The organism is Paenibacillus sp. IHBB 10380 (assembly GCF_000949425.1).
Taxonomy (GTDB): Bacteria; Bacillota; Bacilli; order Paenibacillales; family Paenibacillaceae; genus Paenibacillus_AQ.
In genome coordinates this window covers 3,037,815-3,058,754 of record NZ_CP010976.1, presented here as the reverse complement: position 1 = coordinate 3,058,754, position 20,940 = coordinate 3,037,815, and the positions used below count along the sequence as shown (strand labels likewise).

Annotated in this window: 22 protein-coding genes; 19 read left to right on the top strand and 3 right to left on the bottom strand. The window is 37.9% G+C overall.

What is annotated here, in order from left to right; all coding sequences use genetic code 11:
• Window positions 1-8: 8 nt before the first annotated feature.
• The 13 genes from UB51_RS13505 (at window position 9) to UB51_RS27865 (ending at window position 11,704) form a co-directional block, all read left to right on the top strand.
• Complete coding sequence (locus UB51_RS13505; RefSeq protein WP_044877742.1) at window positions 9-1,043, top strand: serine hydrolase domain-containing protein; 1,035 nt, start codon at window positions 9-11, stop codon at window positions 1,041-1,043.
• A 62-nt stretch (window positions 1,044-1,105) separates the two neighbouring features.
• A complete protein-coding gene (locus UB51_RS13500; protein WP_044877741.1) occupies window positions 1,106-1,768 on the top strand; it encodes a P-loop NTPase family protein in 663 nt (220 codons plus the stop codon).
• Window positions 1,769-2,032: 264 nt separating this feature from the next.
• Window positions 2,033-2,947, top strand: a complete 915-nt coding sequence (locus tag UB51_RS13495; protein ID WP_044877740.1) for a phosphotransferase — start codon at window positions 2,033-2,035, stop codon at window positions 2,945-2,947.
• A gap of 381 nt (window positions 2,948-3,328) precedes the next feature.
• Window positions 3,329-3,715 (top strand): GNAT family N-acetyltransferase, encoded by a 387-nt coding sequence (locus UB51_RS13490; RefSeq protein WP_324607781.1) that lies wholly within the window; start codon window positions 3,329-3,331, stop codon window positions 3,713-3,715.
• 50 nt (window positions 3,716-3,765) lie between these two features.
• On the top strand, window positions 3,766-4,176 hold the full coding sequence (locus UB51_RS13485; protein ID WP_044877739.1) for a YhfM domain-containing protein: 411 nt from the start codon (window positions 3,766-3,768) through the stop codon (window positions 4,174-4,176).
• 116 nt (window positions 4,177-4,292) lie between these two features.
• Window positions 4,293-5,102 carry a GNAT family N-acetyltransferase gene (locus tag UB51_RS13480; protein WP_044877738.1) on the top strand — a complete coding sequence of 270 codons (810 nt, stop codon included), beginning with the start codon at window positions 4,293-4,295 and terminating at the stop codon, window positions 5,100-5,102.
• A 344-nt stretch (window positions 5,103-5,446) separates the two neighbouring features.
• Window positions 5,447-6,241, top strand: coding sequence for a type II pantothenate kinase (coaW, locus tag UB51_RS13475; protein ID WP_234405439.1), 795 nt, complete (start codon window positions 5,447-5,449; stop codon window positions 6,239-6,241).
• A 498-nt stretch (window positions 6,242-6,739) separates the two neighbouring features.
• A complete protein-coding gene (locus UB51_RS13470) occupies window positions 6,740-7,726 on the top strand; it encodes a hypothetical protein (protein WP_044877736.1) in 987 nt (328 codons plus the stop codon).
• A gap of 14 nt (window positions 7,727-7,740) precedes the next feature.
• The gene (locus tag UB51_RS13465; protein WP_044877735.1) at window positions 7,741-8,004 is read left to right on the top strand and encodes a helix-turn-helix domain-containing protein; all 264 of its coding nucleotides are present in this window, start codon (window positions 7,741-7,743) and stop codon (window positions 8,002-8,004) included.
• A 332-nt stretch (window positions 8,005-8,336) separates the two neighbouring features.
• The gene (locus UB51_RS13460) at window positions 8,337-9,218 is read left to right on the top strand and encodes a GNAT family N-acetyltransferase (RefSeq protein ID WP_044877734.1); all 882 of its coding nucleotides are present in this window, start codon (window positions 8,337-8,339) and stop codon (window positions 9,216-9,218) included.
• Window positions 9,219-9,281: 63 nt separating this feature from the next.
• Window positions 9,282-9,479, top strand: a complete 198-nt coding sequence (locus tag UB51_RS13455) for a hypothetical protein (RefSeq protein ID WP_044877733.1) — start codon at window positions 9,282-9,284, stop codon at window positions 9,477-9,479.
• Window positions 9,480-9,799: 320 nt separating this feature from the next.
• Window positions 9,800-10,486 (top strand): FadR/GntR family transcriptional regulator, encoded by a 687-nt coding sequence (locus UB51_RS27870; protein WP_044877732.1) that lies wholly within the window; start codon window positions 9,800-9,802, stop codon window positions 10,484-10,486.
• Window positions 10,487-11,704: a CynX/NimT family MFS transporter gene (locus UB51_RS27865; RefSeq protein WP_044877731.1), complete on the top strand. Its 1,218-nt coding sequence runs from the start codon at window positions 10,487-10,489 to the stop codon at window positions 11,702-11,704. It begins immediately after the preceding gene.
• A gap of 167 nt (window positions 11,705-11,871) precedes the next feature.
• Here UB51_RS27865 and UB51_RS13440 read toward each other — a convergent pair whose 3' ends face one another.
• The gene (locus tag UB51_RS13440) at window positions 11,872-12,174 is read right to left on the bottom strand and encodes a hypothetical protein (protein ID WP_044877730.1); all 303 of its coding nucleotides are present in this window, start codon (window positions 12,172-12,174) and stop codon (window positions 11,872-11,874) included.
• 367 nt (window positions 12,175-12,541) lie between these two features.
• Between UB51_RS13440 and UB51_RS29760 the strand changes: the two genes are divergently transcribed.
• The 3 genes from UB51_RS29760 (at window position 12,542) to UB51_RS13425 (ending at window position 14,003) form a co-directional block, all read left to right on the top strand.
• Window positions 12,542-12,670, top strand: coding sequence for a suppressor of fused domain protein (locus UB51_RS29760; RefSeq protein WP_445322382.1), 129 nt, complete (start codon window positions 12,542-12,544; stop codon window positions 12,668-12,670).
• Window positions 12,671-12,769: 99 nt separating this feature from the next.
• Window positions 12,770-13,507, top strand: a complete 738-nt coding sequence (locus tag UB51_RS13430) for an alpha/beta fold hydrolase (RefSeq protein WP_234405438.1) — start codon at window positions 12,770-12,772, stop codon at window positions 13,505-13,507.
• A 43-nt stretch (window positions 13,508-13,550) separates the two neighbouring features.
• Window positions 13,551-14,003, top strand: a complete 453-nt coding sequence (locus tag UB51_RS13425) for a GNAT family N-acetyltransferase (RefSeq protein WP_044880139.1) — start codon at window positions 13,551-13,553, stop codon at window positions 14,001-14,003.
• A 203-nt stretch (window positions 14,004-14,206) separates the two neighbouring features.
• On the opposite strand, the gene aspA is transcribed toward UB51_RS13425, so the two are convergent.
• Window positions 14,207-15,616 carry an aspartate ammonia-lyase gene (gene aspA / locus UB51_RS13420; protein WP_044877727.1) on the bottom strand — a complete coding sequence of 470 codons (1,410 nt, stop codon included), beginning with the start codon at window positions 15,614-15,616 and terminating at the stop codon, window positions 14,207-14,209.
• A 360-nt stretch (window positions 15,617-15,976) separates the two neighbouring features.
• Here aspA and UB51_RS13410 point away from each other — a divergent pair, with 360 nt between their 5' ends.
• Together UB51_RS13410 and UB51_RS13405 are read left to right on the top strand one after the other, a co-directional pair.
• On the top strand, window positions 15,977-16,381 hold the full coding sequence (locus tag UB51_RS13410; protein ID WP_044877725.1) for a hypothetical protein: 405 nt from the start codon (window positions 15,977-15,979) through the stop codon (window positions 16,379-16,381).
• A gap of 573 nt (window positions 16,382-16,954) precedes the next feature.
• Window positions 16,955-18,052 carry a threonine aldolase family protein gene (locus UB51_RS13405; RefSeq protein ID WP_044880138.1) on the top strand — a complete coding sequence of 366 codons (1,098 nt, stop codon included), beginning with the start codon at window positions 16,955-16,957 and terminating at the stop codon, window positions 18,050-18,052.
• Window positions 18,053-18,190: 138 nt separating this feature from the next.
• Here the strand turns inward: UB51_RS13405 and UB51_RS13400 are convergent, their stop codons facing one another.
• Window positions 18,191-19,957, bottom strand: a complete 1,767-nt coding sequence (locus UB51_RS13400) for a sulfatase family protein (RefSeq protein WP_044877724.1) — start codon at window positions 19,955-19,957, stop codon at window positions 18,191-18,193.
• A 155-nt stretch (window positions 19,958-20,112) separates the two neighbouring features.
• On the opposite strand from UB51_RS13400, the gene UB51_RS13395 reads away from it, so the two are divergent.
• Window positions 20,113-20,934 (top strand): protein-glutamine gamma-glutamyltransferase, encoded by an 822-nt coding sequence (locus UB51_RS13395; protein WP_044877723.1) that lies wholly within the window; start codon window positions 20,113-20,115, stop codon window positions 20,932-20,934.
• The last annotated feature ends 6 nt before the right edge of the window (window positions 20,935-20,940 follow it).

Genomic DNA, 20,940 nt, shown 5'->3' with positions numbered 1-20,940 from the left:
AACTTCAAATGAAAATTTCAAAAGAATTAGAAAAATTACTAGATGTTGAAACAGCAATCTCTAAATTCTCAGGTTCAATCTTAATAAAGAGAGATGGAAATGATCTTTTTAAATCTAGCTACGATTATGCAGATCGAAGAGAGTTAATTAAAAACACAATGGACACCAGATTCACAGTGGCTTCAGGTTCTAAGATATTTACAGCAGTAGCGATATGCCAACTTGTGGAACGAGGATTTATTACTTTTGACACATTAATTAAAGAGTGCATAGACATTCCATTTCCAACATTCAGTAGTGATATTACAATCCATCATTTACTCACCCACACTTCGGGTATACCTGACTATTTTGATGAAGAATTCATGACGGATTATGAAAAGTTGTGGGAGAATTATCCGATGTATCGGGTGTTTACTTCTAAAGACTTTTTACCCTTGTTTCAAGAAAAAGAAATGAAGTTTCAACCTGGCGAACGATTCTCATACTGTAATGCTGGTTTTATTCTGCTTGGCCTAATTGTTGAGCAAATAAGTGGTATGAATTTTATAGCATATATCCAAAGAAATATTTTAGATGTGTGTGATATGACAGATTCTGGATACTTCCGAATGGATCAGTTACCTAATCGAACAGCAATAGGATACATTGAGGATCAAAAGGGCAAAGAATGGAGAACGAATATATATTCAGTGCCTATCATCGGTGGAGCGGATGGAGGGGCATATACTACAACTTATGATTTAAATAACTTCTGGTCAGGACTTATGGGTCATAAATTATTAAAGGAGGAAACAACCATAAGAATGTTGTCGCCACAAGTCGAAACAGATAATTTTCGAAATTATGGTTACGGCGTTTGGATGACTATTATTGGTGACGAAATATTTAAGTATTATGTTATGGGTGGTGAACCAGGTGCAATGATGGTCTCTTCAGTATATGTAAAGAGTAGTATTAGAGCACATGTCATGAGTAATAAATCAAATGGAACAGCAGAAATACCAGGTAAAGTTGATGAATTAATTTATAATTTAGAATAATCAAAGGCAAATGGTCAGATCCTAATATATGGAAAAGGAAATATCGGAAAAAGGAGAAATATATGAACCCTCACAAACTAATCATAGTAGATGGTATACCAGGTTCTGGTAAATCAATACTTTCGGAAATGATATCTAAAGAGTTGACTAAACAAGAAATAAACAATATTTTTTATCATGAATTAACTGAAAACCACCCACTATTTATATATGAGCGTAAATTTACAACCTTTAAAGATGAAGAGGAAGCAGAATATTATTTTAATCGAGTAGTTGAATTGTTTAATAGATTTGTAGAATTACATAGGAATGAATCGAAAATTATTATTATAGAAAGTGTATTGTTTCAAGACACATTAAGTTTTGCATATAACATGGGAATGAACCAGCTTAAGATAAAGGAACTATTTAACCTTTTAGTAGATATATTAAGTAGTTTGAACCCTATTCTCATTTATATCTATCAATTAGAGGTTAGAAGAAATTGGGAAATGATTGGTAAGATAAGAGGTGTAGAATGGATACCTTCTTTACATACTCAAGAAGGCTTAGATGAGGCTGAGAGAGACTGGAAACCGAATCAAGAATTTATTAAATCATTGCTTGAAGAATGGGAGATCCCCAAATTAATTATTGAAAACAAAGATTATTTATGGGATCAGTATACTGAGAGAACTAAAGAATTTTTGGAAGTTAACTCAATGATGTCTGACAACATCACCTAACAATGAATTCTCGCTTCGTCGCTGACGCTCCTCGGTCGCCAAGAGGGATATCGGAGAAATGAATTCAGGAGACACATCCAACTGGCTAAGTGGCAGAGTCACCTGGATCCTAAGGTCCTTATGCCGCTTGAATGTCAGGAATGCGGGTACGTTATAGGAAATCAGCGAAAAAAACTAAATAAAATGTTCCATAGCCACACTAACACTTCGATATTATTTTTAAAGTTTTAATTTTATATCTTTTTTAGTTAAGGAGATGTTGCATTGTCAAATATAGATAAACTAGTTTCTCAAGTGTTATTTGTTGCTAAGACAAATGGTTTAGCTGAAATTACACCTATTGTTCTTAGTAATGGAGGCAACCTGATTATTCATTTGGCTCCCCATTCAATTGTTGCCCGATTAGCCAATGTCATTTCAAAGGAAGAAGCGGATCTCGCATACAAGAGACTTTATCGAGAATTAGAGGTAGCACGTCACCTTCAAATCAAGAACGTTCCCGTCTTATTACCTACTGATCTTGTTGATGCAGGACCATACGACGTTGATGGGACATGGATGACGTTTTGGAACTATGTGCCTCCTATACAATTACAACGACCATCACCGAGTGAAGCCGTTGGACTGGTAAGTGGCCTCTCCATAGCAATGAAGGACTTTTCTGACGAACTTCCAGTGCTTGGTGTTTGGGAACGGACTAGTCAATCGGCTGCGAGATTGATGAAACGCTCTGACCAACGTATACAAGCATTACTAAAGTTGTTTCATAAAGTGGATAAACAAATGCGATTAGAAACAAGGTTGCTAATACCGTGTCATGGAGATGCCCATGCTCGAAACTTAGTACCAAGTTCTGAAGGCTGGATTTGGACGGACTTTGAGGATGTATCATTGATGCCCGCTTACTGGGACCTAGCATCATTTGTTGGTAATCTCGCCTTGTTTAATGGATTTAAGGAGCCAACTTTTAGATACATATTGAGCAATAAAGACATCGTCGTTGATCCAAAAGCATTTAGTTTTGCCATTACCGCCCGCATATTGATGTCTACACTAGGTAATTTAGATTACGCTATTGAAGGTTATGGTGATTTAAAATTTGCTACTCAACAACTAGAACTCACGGGAGATTTTATTAGCCAAATAGACCAAATTATTGAAGAAAAATATAGAAATTAATTGATCAAACGAGGCACAATAGTTGAGGAAAGCGTTGTATAAGTATATTCGAAGAAGTCGCTGATATCCTATAGCAATGTATTTAAGCTTCGGGCTATTCGGACCTCGGTCCGCCTGATGAAGTTCGAAGAAGAGGAATCAGGCGGACACATCCATGCCCCTAAGATAAGAGCTATCTGAGGGGCATGGACGTCGTGAATTCAAGAATATTATCGGATACCCCTGCGACAATAATATCATTGAGAGGAAATTTCATAGATGTATTATATAAAGAACATAAATGAGGAAGACGTTGAAGTATATTGGAAGTTAAGATTGGAAGCATTGAGAATGAATCCAGAAGTATTCGGAGCCTCATATGAAGTGTAGGCACAAACTCCGATATCAGAAGTTAAAAATAGAATAATGAATGAGAGCGACAATTATATATTGGGAGCTTTTAAAGAAGGTAACCAAATTGTAGGTATGATTGGATTTAGAAGAGAACAAGGAATTAAATTTAACCATAAAGGAATAATTTGGGGAGTTTATGTATCTCCTGAATACCGAGGCAAAGGAATAGCTAAAGAGCTACTAGAAGAAGTAATTAATAGAGGGAGCGGATTAGAAGGTTTGAAACAAATAAATCTTTGTGTTGTAACTTTAAATAGGGTAGCAATTGAGCTTTACATGAAGTTAGGATTTGAAACATATGGCATAGAGAAAAACGCCTTGGAATATAAAGGACAAGGATATGATGAGGAATTAATGACTTATTTTTATACGTAATTCGCAGGAGGCAGAGGCATCCGATAACACCTAAAGAATATTGGAAAGAGTTGATAAATATTAATACAAGATATTTAGTAGCTATTTTATTGATCTTAGTTTTTATTACAGGATGTAACAATAATACAGATCCAAATGATTCGATTAGCTCTATAAGGCTTGACTGTCTTCAAACTAATAATGATGAATTATGTGAGAGTAAATATTTTGATGATACACAATCTATTAAGATATTTGAAGAAGCAATTAATAATGCAATAAAAATGTTAGGTAACTTAGATTACGTTGCAGAATACAATTTGACATTTACCAGCTCTAACAATACAACAAAGAATTATCATTTGTCCCTAGGATCAGATAGATCAATGAAAGGATTATTAGTAGATCAATCAAATTCAAGCCAGGGATACGAAGTTCCAATGAAATATGCAAATCAATTGAGAGACATATTAAAGAAATAGGAATCTGACAGTACTTCAGGAAGCCGGGGACATCACCTAACAGAACATTCCTGTATCGTCGCATTCGCTCCTTGGTCACCAAGAAAATTTATTCTTGAAAAGGAATGAGAATATTAATGTTTGAATTAAGTAAGCACGAATATTATAAAGTCAAATTTCTTATTGAAACGGGGTATAATCATCCCGAGATAGTATCGATTATTGAGCAGAATAACCCTGGTTGGATATTTATTGATGATAAATTAATTCCTGAAACAGCATTGGTTTGGAGTAAGGGGATCAAAGGCTTTTATTTAATTGGGAATGAGAATAATCATGATTTTTTGAAAGATATTAATGAAAATATAACAACAATTATTGCCCCAAGAATGCGGGGTATGGGGTTAGATTATTTCGAGGCTTCAGGAAATTCGGGAAAATGGAAACTAGATGATATTTTTTCGAGTAGAGTAATAAATAGGTGGGGGCAATTTGTTTACAAATACGTTGATAGCAAAGAAAAACTAATTATAAGTGAAATAGATGGGTACAATTTCATTACCCTAGGTAAACGTGAATTCATTAATGAAGAGTTTAAAAGAAAAGAACTACTACAAAGTCATATTAATCTGTTCTGGGACAGTGAGGAACAATTTCTTTCGAAAGGGTTTGGATGTATCGCTTTGGAGGGAGATGAAATAGTAGGTATTTGCTATTCAAGTTTTATTACTAATGAAACACATGCAATTGGTGTTGAAACCTTAACTGAACACCAACGGAAGGGTATTGGTTATCAGTTGGCTGCTAGAGTAGTAAACGAAATTATTGAGAACGGTTATACAGCATATTGGGATTGTTCAATGGATAATGAAGGCTCAATAAAATTAGCAGAGAAATTAGGTTTTGATAAAGATCATCAATACAGTTGTATTGGATTTCCAATATAAATTTAGAAATTAAGGGGTGGTGGACATCATATAACAATATGTTCACGCATCGGGGTGTGCGCCCTCGGTCATGGCACTGGTCGGAGGGCAGTATGCCACATCCATTCAGCTAACCCGTCGCGACCAGCCGAGATCTTGCTAATCGCACGACTCCAGTAGCTTAAGGTGAATAGGCGTCGTGAACACGGAAACGTTATGAGAAATCCCCGCAAAAAAAAGTCGAAACAAATAAGATCATAATTTTTCTATATGCTCGATTAGCGGATTGACTTAAAAATAATAAAGTTTAAAGATCTTACACCAGCGATGAATGATAGGAGTGAAAAACACTGAATATAGTGAAAGTGGGTATTGATGCAGGAGGTTCGTTAATAAAAATTGCATATATGAACCAAAGCATAATAGAGTACCGTGTATTTGATTCAATGGAACTTGGAGTTGCAGCTTTATGGATTAATGAATATTTTCAAGAAGCAACAATTTGTCTCACTGGTGGTAAAGGGTCTCACTTGCAATCATTACTTAAACATGAAACAAAGAATATTGTTGAATTCGATGCAACTTGTCGGGGAATACAATTTCTCTTAAATCTCGAGGGAGCACCTTTGGAATCATTTATACTAACGAATGTAGGAACGGGGACTTCAATCCACTTTTTCGATTCAGGTAGGCACGTGCGTGTTGGTGGAACTGGTGTTGGGGGAGGCACAATGATGGGACTATCCTTATTATTAACTGACATAGAAGAATATAATAAAATAGTTAATATTTCGAAAAAAGGTAATAGAGACGATATTGACCTTAAAGTAAGGAATATTTACGAAGGGTCTGAGTCTCCAATATCAGGAGATTTAACAGCAAGTAATTTTGGGAATGTACAGATGTTGAAGTTACCTTCAAAAAAAGAAGATTTGTTGGCATCCATTATTGGACTAGTTGGGGAAACAGTGGCAACTACAAGCGTCCTTGCTGCTGATTCATATGGGACTACAAGTATAGTCTATATAGGATTGTCTTTTATCCATAATGAAATTCTCAGAGAAGTAGTATCTAACTATACAAATCTTAGGGGAGCAAGTCCATTGTTTGTTCGAAATGGTGAATACAGCGGAGCGGTTGGAGCATTAATGTCAATATAAATTGAGGGTGTTTATTTGAAGGCTAGGACATCTCATAACCATGTTTTTCAGCATCGTCGCTTCCGCTCCATGGTTTTATTATAACTTATTTATCACTCTCCCGTAATCAACCTATGAGAGCATAACAAATTCTCCTAGGCTCCACCGAACAATAAAAGACAATGACAGTTATGTCGTTGTCTTTTTTGTTTGGCGAGTTCGTTGAAATCGAGCTTAAATTTTCCAAAACATACCCTCACAGAGAAAGGTAATATCGTTATTTATAGAGCATTTCAACTGTACATACGGCCAAAAACAGCATCACCTGCGGTTAGTATTGCAAATTATTTAAATTATTAAGTGCCAAATACTTGACAAAGCAAAATAAATAACTTATATATTAAGTGATAAGTAGTAAGTAGTAAGTAGTAAGTAGCAAGTAGTAAGTAAGATCCAAATGATTCCTCATACAAAGTAAACATCAGATCGCTTGAAGAAAATGAGTAGGAGAGGATTACTATGACAGATCTAAAATTAGCACAAAACTTTTCAATGATAGCGCTAAATGCGCAGAGAAGTCTTGAGATGACTAATGTAAAGAAAGTGGCTCTTCGTTGTATGGCAGCAGCGGTTATTTTAGAGGTCTACTTAGATAGCGGTTTTACACAAGCTAAGAATACATTAGTTTTGAAAAAAGATGTACTTAACCAATCTCATACAATGCTCTACCAGGAAACGATTTTAAAACCCTTAGTTCACAAAAATGTTGGGGTAATGGGTGATCTGAATTGGTGGCTGAAAAGGGCTTCCATGCTTTCCAAAAGAAAATTAATAAAGTTTGAACACGCGGTATCAGATTCTCTAAAGGAAATGGGTTTACTTGAAGAAATCCCTCATCTTTTGGGGTGCGACCTGTACTTTCATTCCGCAGGCGTTGAGATCAAAGAATATCGTAGCCATATTCAGGAATATACAAGGATTACAGAGAATATTCGAGCAGAAATTCTGGAAGATGGCCCAGTAACAGATGAGACAATCTGTATGCTTTGGCTCCTGCGTGAAAGCGGATGTATGCATGATTTTTTTTCGCGGAATGAGTTAGAAAAGGTGAGTGCAAGAATGTATAAATTATATCAAAGTACTCCACTGGCAAAAGCAGTATATCCAATCCGAATCCATCACGGAATAGAATTAGCAATAAAACAATTCCTCCGTATGAAAAAAGCGGCAGTAAAGACACCCGTGGGCAGCGGTTTGAATTTTCTATTTCCAATCCTTGAACGTTCGCAATCTGTTTTCATTGATACGGAGGCGATGCTTTCTAATTCAACAAAAAGACTACACGATGTGAGGATGCGGTTAGAGTCCAATGGCCATGCGGTTAAGGTGTTAGGGGAAGGGCAGACAATTAAAATAGATAATATTGTTTACGAAGCGATTCCGCATGCCATTTACGGGAGAGTGCCAATTCATGGTGTGCGTCTACTCCCGAGACTCCCAATTTAAAGGAGTCGGTAATCATGTCAAGACAACGTTCCATGGAGACTATATTGGCCTCTAATATCGTATCTATAGGTGAATTAGTGCGGCTTACGGATTCTCGCTATAGCACACTGAAATTTTATACAGAAGAGGGTATGCTGCCTTTTGAACAGGCGGAAGAGAATCTGACACGCAAATATAAAAGAGAGGAAACTGTCGCGCGCATTCTTTTAATTAAAGAACTGAAATCAAACGGATTATCTATCCCGCAAATTAAAGAAACTCTCAACACGGATAAATGAGCATAATAAGAATAAAATTATGGCATCTATATTCACCTAACTTCCCATAAAATATAGCATAACATCGGGGTTTCCCGGTGTTTTTTTGTTTTCTAAGCCGCTTGAACGTCAGGAATGCGCGAATGTTATAAGAAATTGTCGCAAGAGCATAAAACCCTTTCATCATAATAGCATCTACTCTAGCGAACGGAACAGAAATCCCTTCAGTTATAATTAATCTTTATCACCCAACCCAACTATTGGAATGATAGCGTATAATTTATTAAAGGTATTTGGGTGCAATAGTATTTCATTGTGACGTAAAAATAATTTATATATTATGGGGGATTGAAATGAACATTGTATTTAGAAATTTTGATAATTCTTATTATGATAAAGTTTGTGATTTTTTGATTGAATTATCAAAAGATGACCGTAGACATATAAATTGGAATTGGGCAAGATGGGAGTGGATGTTTTTTCACCCTGAATTTAACAGAGACTTAATGGATAAAATTGGATTATGGTATTGTGATGATGAATTAGTAGGTATAGCAACCTACGACCATTATTTTGGCGAAGCATTTTTTGCAACTAAACAAGGGTTTGGAGAATTAGAAAAAGATATATTAGAATATGCCATTGCTACTTTCAGTAATGAAAATGGCCTTGGGATAGCGGTGAATGATACAGATACTCACACTCTAGACTTATTACGCAGTAATAAATTTGTGAAGAATGATCTGACTGAAAACATACTTGAACTTACACTAGAGAATGTTAGCCTTGATTTTATAACTCCTGAAGGTGTAACAGTAAAAAATATTGATATAAAAAAGGACTTATATAAGCATCATAATTTGCTATGGAAGGCATTTGACAACGAAGGACATGTACCTGTTGATGAAACTACTATGAATAAGCAAAAAGTAATGTTGTCAGCAACGAATTTGAATTCATTCCTACATATTGTTGCAGAAAATGAAGATGGGGAATATGTTGCATACTGCGGCTTATGGTATAGTCAAAAAACTGATTATGCTTACGTTGAACCTGTATGTACAATCCCAGAGTACCGACATAAGGGGCTTGGTAAAGCGGTGGTTTTAGAAGCCTTAAAAAGATGCTACTCCTTAGGTGCTAAAAAAGCATACGTTATTTCTGATAACTCTTTTTATAAGTCATTAGGCTTTCATCAGCATTCACATTATACTTTCTATTGGCATAACATCTGATATTTCAATTATGCATAATTAATATACTGCAAAAATCAAAACTAATCTAAAAGGTGCTTAGTTATGAAGAAAAAGACAAGAAAAATTATTGTAGGTGAAAAAGAATATATATATGTGCTAAATCAAAAATATAATGAAAAATCGAGTAATATTACCTTGAAAGTATCTATAAAAGGATTGAAAAAGTTAACGTTAACATTCTTTTTTTGCACATGGGATGATCCTAATACTGGAAGTCCGTTATTACACAAAAATAATTAAAAATTTCATTTTATATGGCTTAAGGAATGGATGGACTGGAGAAAACTTAATAGAATTCCAAGATGGACTTGATATTATTAGTGAGTTGGGGTATGACGTTTCTTGGCTTAGACCAGAAACCGTACGGTGATATATACATTCTTTCGGAGGTAGTAATGATAACTCAATGAAGTAATTCATTTATAACATCCTTAAACTTGATGCCTTTGCCATGAGCAAATGCATCTTTAGCTATTTTATCTTTTCTTATGATTTTAAAATTGATTAAAATATGTTAGAATTCATTTGGTACAGTCATCCTATGTTTGGAGGTTTGAAAAATGCTACAAAAAACCACACGTCTGACCCTTGTTGATCAAGTCATTATTCAAATTGAATCCTTGATTGAATCTGGAACATGGCCGATAGGAAAAAAAATCCCGCCTGAACCGGATCTAGTCCATGAATTGAATGTCAGCCGCAATACATTGCGTGAAGGTATAAAAGCGTTGTGTCATGCCGGAGTGCTGACGACAAAGCAGGGAGATGGTACTTATGTATCTTCTAGTAGTGCACTTGGTACGGCTATTCAACGACGTGTCCAAAAATCGAGCTTATTGGAAACGCTGGAAGTTCGGAATGCTCTAGAGCGAGAAGCTGCGAAGCTATCCGCTGAAAGGCGGACTGAGGGGGACTTAGAGAAAATTCGGTTTTATCAACAGGAATGTAATTCGTTTAGCGAAGTACGAGATTTAGAACGGTATGTCGACGCTGATATTAAGCTCCATCAGACCATTGTAGAATCGGCCGGAAATCGAATGTTGATTGACTTGTATGCGCATATTACTGAAGCCATTCAGGATTCTATTACTGCTCTTATAAAGAAGCAATTTCATGCAAACCTTCCGCAAAAAAAGCATGATCAACTGGTAGATGCAATATACGCGCAAGATAGTGAAGCGGCAGCCCAAAGTGTATATCTGTTTATAAATGAATTAAAACGAGCAATAGAGATGGAGGAAATATAGTTGCAGTCCAAACAACCTAGAATCAACTCAAAAACGCGTCCAACGTCTACAGGATGGCTACTTCTTCTGGGAATTATTTTGATCGCGATGAATTTACGTGCCCCTTTAACTTCAGTAGGCCCTTTGATTGGGATCATTCGGGATGATTTGGGTATATCGAATACGTTAGCGGGCTTGATTACCACGCTTCCGTTAATAGCGTTTGCTTTGCTATCACCGCTTGCGCCGAAGTTGGCTCGCCGTTTTGGAATGTCCCCTGTTCTATTTGGAGCGCTATCCCTGCTGGTTGTCGGCATTGTCTTGCGTTCGTCATGGAATATCGGTTCATTGCTGATCGGGACGGTCATTTTGGGTCTTGCGATATCCATGTGCAATGTATTGATGCCAAGCTTGATCAAAGAAAAGTATCCTTTAAAAATTGGAATAATGATCGGCGTTTATTCGGTTTCAATGAATTTTAGTGGTGCTATTGCATCCGGAATCAGTGTACCGGTGGCCAATCTAACAGGATTAGGCTGGAAGGGAGCTTTGGGAATTTGGGGTATGTTAGCTTTTATAGCCCTTCTCGTTTGGATACCCCAACTAGGGCGGCGGCAACAAAAAGTGAAGACAACGACGTCGGACGAAAAGCGAACGAATTTGTGGAAGTCTCCTCTTGCTTGGCAAGTGACCCTCTTTATGGGTCTGCAATCGATGATTTTTTATGTTGTCGTTTCTTGGCTCCCTGATATTCTGAAATCTCAAGGGATGAGTTCGGATTCCGCTGGATGGGTACTTTCTCTGATGCAACTCGCTATCCTTCCGGTTACTTTTATCGTGCCGATTTTAGCTGGACGCATGAAAAATCAAATTGGCCTTATGATCTTGACGGCTCTTTTTTTCTTCAGTGGTATTGGGGGTCTACTATCCGGAAATCATACGTTGGTTCTTCTATGGGCGATTCTAATCGGAGTCGGCGGAGGGTGTGCGTTCAGTCTTGCAATGATGTTATTTGGACTTCGAACTTCTAACGCACATGACGCGGCGGAGTTGTCCGGTATGGCTCAATCGATAGGTTATCTGCTGGCCGCGTTAGGACCGATACTGTTCGGCTATCTGCACGATGTGACCAATGGGTGGAATGTACCGCTTATCGTGTTGCTTGTTATCACATCCTTGTTGCTCATTTTCGGTGTTGCTTCGGGTCGTAATCGATTAATCGGAGAAGAAAACTCTTAAGACTCTTAGGTGAGAATTAAAAACGGTCTAACATTGTACAGAGGGTGATCCAGCCATTAGGCAAGCATCTATTTAGATTAGAAATAATAAAGGCCGTTCATACCTTCATCAGGTTATGGATGGCCTTTATTATTATGTACGTATGGTATTTTACGAGGCTTGGCCTATTAGCTCATCTTAAAATGCTCTACGTGTTGCAACAAGTTTTCTTCGATAAGGATATCCTTCTGTCTTGGACCTATAAGATCAAAATGGGGAAATGAGGATCGATTATGAATATATTGGGGTGGTAATCCATGATCGATACACCACTTAGATAACCTTTCAAGGTCTGAACAGCCCACTTTAGTGACTGTGGTGATATCGGGGAAGCGTGGATCTAGCCAATAGTGCGTTAGAAACGCTATCTCACCTCTGTTTACAGCTTCCTTCCACGCGCTTAATTCTTCTCTTTTGATTCCAAAAGCCATATGATTGTCCCATCCTAATTCTTTTAGTTAGATATAACTATACCATATTCAATATTCGAGAAAGGATTACAGAGAGAATTACAGATATGAATGGCTGGTATTTATGATTTCTAGAATATTAGGATTCTGTACAGGCTAAACAGTTACCAGAATATGATAATATGGTAGTGTTAAGAGAAATAATGATATATAGGAGGCAATATGAGCCAAGAACTTTCTCCTTCGGGATCTCGAAGCATGTTGAAAAGTACATAGGTGAAATTGATGGTGTTTTTCATGAAATAATATCTGATCTTGTCCATATAGATATTCTTATTGTGAAACCAACGAAGAAAAGGAACTATTACACATTAGTTACATTAATTTGATGCCACTCTATACGGAAGAAATGAATTTTAAATTGAAAAATAATGGGGCTGATGCTCTCTTAGCCAAACTTGAGAAAGCTGGAGTAGATGAGAAAGTAGATATAAAGAGAAAGAACGTTTGTAAATGATTGATAAGAGAACATGATTACAACCTAAACCATAACATTTTATCGGAGGTCAGTATGGGACTATATGTTAAAGAATTCGGAAATAGGAATTCTCCAATCATGATATTTTTACATGGCGGGGGAGTAAGTGGTTGGATGTGGGACAAGCAAGTGGACTTTTTTAAAGATAAATACTATGTATTGATTCCTGATCTACCTAGTCACGGTAAAAGTGGAGGTGAGGAATTTCTATCTATAAATAAAGCAGCAAAAGATATCATCGGTATCATACAAGAAAGAAGAAATGGTCAGGAGATTACGATGATAGGGTTTTCTCTGGGTGCTCAAATAGCCTTAGAAATATTAAGTATGAAGGAAGAAATGATTGATCGGGCGATTATTGTGAGTGGACTTGTTATTCCTATGAACTATTTCAAATCTATCATTAATCCTATAACCCGGGTCATGATGCCATTAACCAAGAACAAATCTTTTGCAAAACTTCAAGCCAAAGTATTATATGTTCGTGAAGAGTACTTTGATTTGTATTTTAGTGATACTAAACAAATGAGTGTGGATGCTCTAATTAAGATTTTAGAAGAGAATATGTCTTATCAATTATCAGATCAATTTGTACATAGTCATGCAAAGATACTAGTGTTAGTTGGAGATAAAGAGAAAACAATGATGAAGAAATCAGCTATCTTTATTACTAAAAGCAACAATAATTGCCGAGGTTACATCCTTCCCAAGGTTGGACACGGAGTTTCTTTAGCAAGCCCTGATTTATTCAATAAAATAGTAGAAGCATGGATTAATGATAAAGAACTGCCAATGGAAATGAAGTCTATTGAATAAGTGCTGAATAATCATGAGAGAGAAGAGGGTGCTTAATTTGGAGATCGATATTAAACCACTAGATACTAACGGGGTTATTCCATATGATTTGCTCTTACTTGCAGATCCATCAAAAATGTTAATAGATAGTTATATAGATAAAGGCATATGTTACTTGGCTAAACATAAAAGTGATATTATAGGGGAGTTTGTATTAATTCATACTCATCCACAAACCGTAGAAATAGTAAACATAGCCGTTAAGGAAACATACCAAGGACAAGGAATTGGAAGAAAACTCATAATAAAGGCTATTGAAGTAGCAAAACAGTTCAAAGCAACATCAATAGAGATTGGAACAGGTAATTCAAGTATTCAACAATTAAGACTATACCAAAAATGTGGATTTAGAATAACAGGAATAGATCATGATTTTTTCATAAGAAATTATGAAGAAGAAATATTTGAGGATGGAATTCAGTGCAAGGATATGATAAGGCTCAGTATGGGTTTGTGATCTTGTGTAGAATAGTCCCAGACTTCTGATAAGTGTTCGCAATTTAAAGTGAGGCTATTCGTGCAGGTTTAGTCTGATTTTGAATGACAACGTAAAAAAGGGGTAGAACCTAATATCTTGGTTCTACCCCTTAATCGATTGAACATAATTTCTAAAAAAATAGATATTGATGCTGTCGAACTTGCCGATGCAAGGAGTATATATTACTCCCTTTGAAGTAATACTTCGCCTGCTATACCCGGGTTCGTCATCTGATACGGATCGAGTATGATATTCAGTTCCTCTTCTGTCAGCACATTGTACAGCAGACACAGACTACGCACGGATTTACCGGTCATGATGGCTTCACGCGCGATCCGGGATACCGCTTCATAGCCCAAGTGAGGATTCAGTGCTGTTATGATGCCTACACTGTTCTCAACATGTTCACGACACCGATCTATGTTCGCCTGAATTCCTTCAATACAATACTCTCTAAAGACCCGGAAGCCTTGATTCATAATTTCTAGCGACTGTAGTAAGTTGTAGACCAGTACTGGTTCCATGACGTTCAGTTCAAGTTGACCGGCTTCTGACGCGAGACAAATGGTATGGTCGTTACCGATGACCTGGAAAGCAATCTGATTGATGACTTCGCACATGACGGGGTTTACTTTACCCGGCATAATGGATGAGCCTGGTTGGCGAGAGGGAAGCGTTAACTCGCCTAATCCGTCTCTTGGACCGGATGCCATCAGACGGATGTCATTAGCCACTTTTGACATGTTCATCATGCAAATTTTCAACGCGGCTGAAACTTCTGTATAGGCGTCCGTGTTCTGCGTTGCATCTACAAGATGATCAGCAGGCTCTAGAGGAAAGCCACTCAGTTCTGCAAGTATTTCTGCGACCCGTTGAATATAGCGTACATTTGCATTTAGCCCAGTACCGACCGCTGTTGCTCCCATATTAATATTAAGCAGATTGGTCCTCGTGGCTCCTAGCCGGTTAATATCTCTTCCTAACACGCGAGCGTAAGCTTGGAACTCTTGTCCGAGGCGAATAGGTACTGCATCTTGCAAGTGGGTACGACCCATTTTGATAACACCGTCAAACTCCTCGGATTTATCGCTGAATGCTTTATGCAAATCTTTCATGGTCTCAAGCAACTTCTCAATCATTGTCAGTACTGCTAAATGTACTGCTGTGGGGAAGGCATCATTCGTAGACTGAGCCATGTTTACATGATTGTTCGGATTGATATCTGCGTAACTGCCTTTTTCTTTGTTTGTTAGTTCAAGGGCACGATTGGCAATGACCTCGTTGGTATTCATATTAATCGACGTGCCTGCTCCGCCTTGAATGGGATCGACAATGAATTGATCGAACCATCTGCCTCCAATAATTTCATCGGCTGCTTGAACAATGGCATTTCCCTTGTCAGAGAGTAGCCGTTTGATTTCCATATTTGCAATGGCAGCGCCTTTCTTGACCATGGCCATGGCACGGATCAGCTCGGGGTGAATGCGCTGTCCGGTAATCGGAAAATTCTCCGCTGCTCGCATGGTTTGGATACCATAATAAGCTTCTGATGGAACTTCTTTAGTACCAAGAAAATCCTTTTCCAATCTCATAATATCAATTCCTCCGAGTGCGACAATTTGAAAATATAAGCCGATTGAAAGCGCTGTATTTACCGGACTTATTACTATTATACGTCCTTATTGACAGGTTTAGCTAGTCCTACGTCGAATTGCTTATTACATCATCTTTTACCACATTGATTACGATGTTTATAATGAACGTAGATTGCTTGGCGGCCTAGCATATAGCGCGGAGAAGCTGGCGGGTATTTTATCCGTTGACTTTGAACTAGTTGAAATTAGACACATGATTGAGAAGGATGAACAAGGATTATTTTGGAAATCCATTTCTATGGGCAAGTCTGTGGAAGAAGAAGTAGTCCGAAGATTACAAAAAGGAAGAGGTATAATATGAATGAATTATTGTTTTGTTTTGTGATTTTAGTTGTCTTGATAAGTGGTTGTAATAATGAAACTTATGAAGATAAATATCTTACATTATCAGAAATTACTAATCATCTTGAAGAATCTGGGTTCGATTTAGAAAAGAGAGATCTTATCATTAAATCTGAGGTTGCGAGCGAACAAGTCACATTTAATATTGCTCCGAATCATATTTTTTCAATATATGTGTTTAACGAGGAAGCTAGTAAAGAACAGAGTGAAGGTGAACTTCATAACAAATATAATACAATGAATTTTGGTAATTCATTAATAGTAGCATCCATTAAAAATGCACAGATTTATCTGATAAAAGGTGATGAAAGGGATTTTGAAATTGAAAATAATGTATTCAAAGGGTTAGGAGATCTGTAGAAAGAGGTACCAAGAAGCTGAACGTACGTAGAAATTCACGTAATAAAATGAAGGGATGCTAAGACATTATGATTAAATTAATGACCTTTATTTTAGGTGGGATAGAAAGATAAATATATCAAATGATCTATGATCAACCCATTTATTATTGGACAATGGCAGTGGGAAATTGGACTCTTTTTTTAGTACTATACCGAAATTACTTTCAGTTTGGGCTGGTATAAATCCGAGAATAATAAAAAATTGAGTATAGTCTTAACAAGAAGTTTAGTTGTAATATCACTGGGGCTTATCACAATTCCAGTTTGGATCAACCAACTCTAAGGAGAGACCCCGGTGAAATTAATATATGCATTAATTGAAACAATCAAATAAATCGCCCAATAAAATGCGGTACCACCTCCATCGACAACAAGCTGACCGCATGCGGTCGGCTTGTTGTCATATACGATAATGTGAGGGGATTATACTCAAATGATATCGTTCATATTGATTTAGAGACAGCTCATGTATGAAAAGATATACTTATCATATTGAATAACGAGGATCAAAACGAAAAGGAGTTGTATCATGATGAACAATACGAAGTCTTTATCAACAGCATTTAACCAAGCAGCTTATCCAGTGGGAGGTCACGGCAAACGAAACGTTCAAGTATTAATGGAAGCCTTGAAAGATATCGATGGGAGTCTGGAAAGTGATGTCTATGGCAAAGGTAAAGTAATTGAAGATTTTCAGGAACAGATGGCAGAATATTTAGGGAAAGAAACGGCAGTGTTTTTTCCTAGTGGAACGATGGCTCAGCAGATTGCTTTAAGAATATGGTGTGATCAAAAGGGAGTGAGACGAGTCGCCTATCATCCCTTATGTCATTTGGAGATTCATGAAGAAGATGGCCTAAAAGAATTGCATCACATAGAACCCGTCTTGCTCGCGGACAATGGCAGATTAATTGGGTTGGAAGACGTTCAGCACATGCCTGAAGGCATTGCTTGTTTATTGCTGGAATTACCTCAGCGAGAGATCGGTGGACAATTACCGGATTACGCAGAGCTTGAAGCTATTTCCACCTATTGCCGTGAACAAGAGATCAAGCTTCATCTGGATGGAGCTAGACTTTTTGAAATTTTACCTTATTATCAAAAGTCAGCTGCTGAAGTCTGTGCACTCTTTGATAGTGTGTATGTATCCTTTTATAAGGGAATTGGCGGGATTGCAGGGGCCATTCTCGCAGGTGACAAGGCTTTTACGAATGAATCAAAGGTATGGAAAAGACGGCACGGTGGAGATCTAATCAGTTTATATCCCTATATCTTAAGTTCCGATTATTATTTCAAACAGCGCGTTCATAAGATGGGACAGTATTATGAAGAAGCCAAAGAACTAGCAGAGTTATATAACCAGTGCCATGGTGTCGCGACTATGCCAGTAGAGCCGGTATCGAATATGTTTCATGTTCATTTTGATATGCCTATAGAGCAACTGGAGTCTATATTAATCCGTATTTATGAGTCAACAGATGTAGGATTAACGCAATCACTAAGAAAAACTAGCGAAACAACCTGCTATTGTGAAGTAGGTATTGGAGATCACTATGCTGAACTACCTAAGGATAAGGTGAAGATAGCATTTCAACGGTTGGATGAAGAAATGAGATCTAGCGTGGTTTAAATTAAGCAAGGATATTTGTGCTAATCTGCTGGTTGCCCGTCGTCCCTGTATATCTTTTTGTTGGATAAAATGTTAGCAGAGGTTAACAAGTGAATACATCGACTTAGGCAGTCCAATTAAGGACTTTATTTCTTTTGTTTACGTGTTTGATTGAGCTGGGTACATTCGCTTTTGTATCCGCTGTTCCTCCAGTAAATGCATCATCCTTTGTTGAATGTTTTGGGTATGCTGTGTTGCAAAAGTATGATATGCAAGGTTGCGTGTTTCTAATGGATCATCTGTTAAGTTATATAGCTCATATTCATCATGAATAGGTTGTGTTTTGATCCGCGCGATCCTAAAAGGGTCACGTCCACAAGTCATACCATTCATTGGCTCAAAGGTTTCATCTTTCGTCCCTGGATGGCTCCAAAATTGAATGTTATCGAAATAGCGGGAGAACTTCCACAATTCTATGCTGTTATTCCTATGTAGGGTCGTAATTATGGTCTCGACATGGTTAGGTTGAATAACAGAAGGATACGCTTTTCCTAGTGGGTTTACTTGGTGTTGACCTCGAGTAATATCGTCGTCGGTCATGAAATAAATGGGCTCATCTACTATCACAGATTGATTCTGTCCTAGAACTAGAGGAGTGAGGTTGCGTCCCACAAAGGGATGTACTTCGCTAAAATTGCTTTTCAAACGGTTCTGAATCTCTGCTATGTCAACATTCGCTAGTCCAAGCAAGGTAGGTAGGAGATCCACGTGGCTTGTAAGTGTATGTGAATGATTATGCTGCGGAAAAAGATGTTTATGATGAATGACGAAAGGGACGTGCAGAGCCTCTTCGTAGGCACAGTAAAATTTTTGATGAAGGTTACCGTTACCATGAGCGCCTAGCAGATCCCCATGATCAGATGTAAAAATAACAATCGTATTATCATAGAAAGAGGAGCGGGTAAGAGCCTCAAACACCTTAAACATTTGCTGATCGGTATTTTTTTGTAACTGGTAGTAAAGCTTACGGTAAAAGGGCTGATCGATAATGGGCTGTAAAGCTCTTGGGTAGATATCCCGATAGCTTGCTTGACAGCGCGGTTTCGTAAATAGAGGTTCGTTTATGGTTGGAGGAGGGAACACCTCTGGCATAGGTTCCACCTCAAACCGAAACGTTGGCAGATGCGCAGTAAGAGCACCATATAAAACAATATCGTGCGGGTTCACAAATGAGGCTATGGTAAACCAAGGCTTGGCATTTTGGTTATGAATTTTCTGGCGATCAAGGGATTCAATGAGCTCGACGACTTCTGAAGCATAAACTTCGTCTCTGCCACTTACTCCGAAAGAAGCGGAAGAACCGGAATTTCGAGGATCTTTGCCGTGAGGCTCCGGGCCGATCCAACCGGAAAATCCGAAATTGTCTAGGCGGTTGGTGCGCCTATATAATTCTTCTCGTTTTTTATCAGGTACACCTGTCAATGGATTATAGCTAGAGAGGCCTATATGCGTACCAGGGATGACAATATCTTCATAGGATATATGCCATTTCCCTTTATAGTAGGTCTGGTATCCGGCCGCGCGAAAGTAATCGCCCATCGTAGGAACGGTGTCTCGATCCAACCAAAACATATCGGAGTCGAAGGGCTCTTTTGCGATTCCGGTTGTCTGGCTGACGCCATGAAGAGACGGATAATGACCGGTCAATAAGGTAGCCCGACTAGGGGAGCATGCAGCGCTACCAATATAATGCCTGTGGAATTCCAGCCCATGAGTCTTCAAAAGTTCCTGTGTACTCAGGTTTTGTCGGCGCCATTCTTTTATTTCCGTATTTTCATAAACGGGGGGATATCGTTCCTCATCCACGAGGAACACGAGAAAGTTAGGTTTTTTAAGGTGTCGGGAAAGAGGCCCAGCATCGTTCATGAAACACATCCTCATTAGATGATTTTTATCCCATGTTATGTTGGGAAGCCTCAAAACAGAAGTGTTCTAGAAATCCTGTGCAATAAATGTAAGCACAAACATCGAATTACCCACGTACAATAACCTATACTTAGAACGTACATGGAGGAATTACGATGATCTTAATCTCGGGTTATGATATAGAGCAATTAAATACGTTACCGCTATCGGATCTAGACAAGTATATTGTGAATCAAAAGAAAAAAAGCCCAGTGGTCTATCATTATGATTCGCTTGAGGCTTTGGAATTCGAATTGAAAATGAGAACGAACATCGTGGAGGCGGCCATAGCGTTAGATGCTAGTAAAGCGAGCTTTGCTACCTTCAAAAATTCCCGATGTAATAACCAATTATGGACACTCACAGAAAATGGTGGCTTCAGACTGAAGAGCGAAGTCTTACCTTCGGATGGGATCAATGATATTTTCGAAAATGGACATCTCTATGCCTTTGAATGTGCAACCGCAATGGTGATTATTTTGTACAAGGGTACACTCGACTCTATTCATCAGCAAACATTTAATGCATATTTCAGAAATTTGTACTTAAGGGATTGGAAATATGACAGTGACTTGCGGCTAAAGATGACACATAATAAGAATGAGGCTTACCCGGGAGATGTTGTCTATTTCAGCAATCCAGACCATGACCCAAAAACGCCTGAATGGCAAGGAGAGAATACGATCTTATTAGGCGACAACTTATACTTCGGCCATGGTATAGGAATAAGAACGTCGGAAGAAATGATTGCATCTCTGAATCGCAAGAGAATCCCAGGGAGTGTAACATCGGCATATATTTCGGATATCGTGCTTTATCCAGATTTTGAATATCTGCGTAAATTATCTACACGAGGAAATCTGAAAGTAGCAAAACCTTATATAGACAGTGTGATTTTTGCTAAAATAGGGGTTCATCGTTATATTAAGAATGGATGAATATCT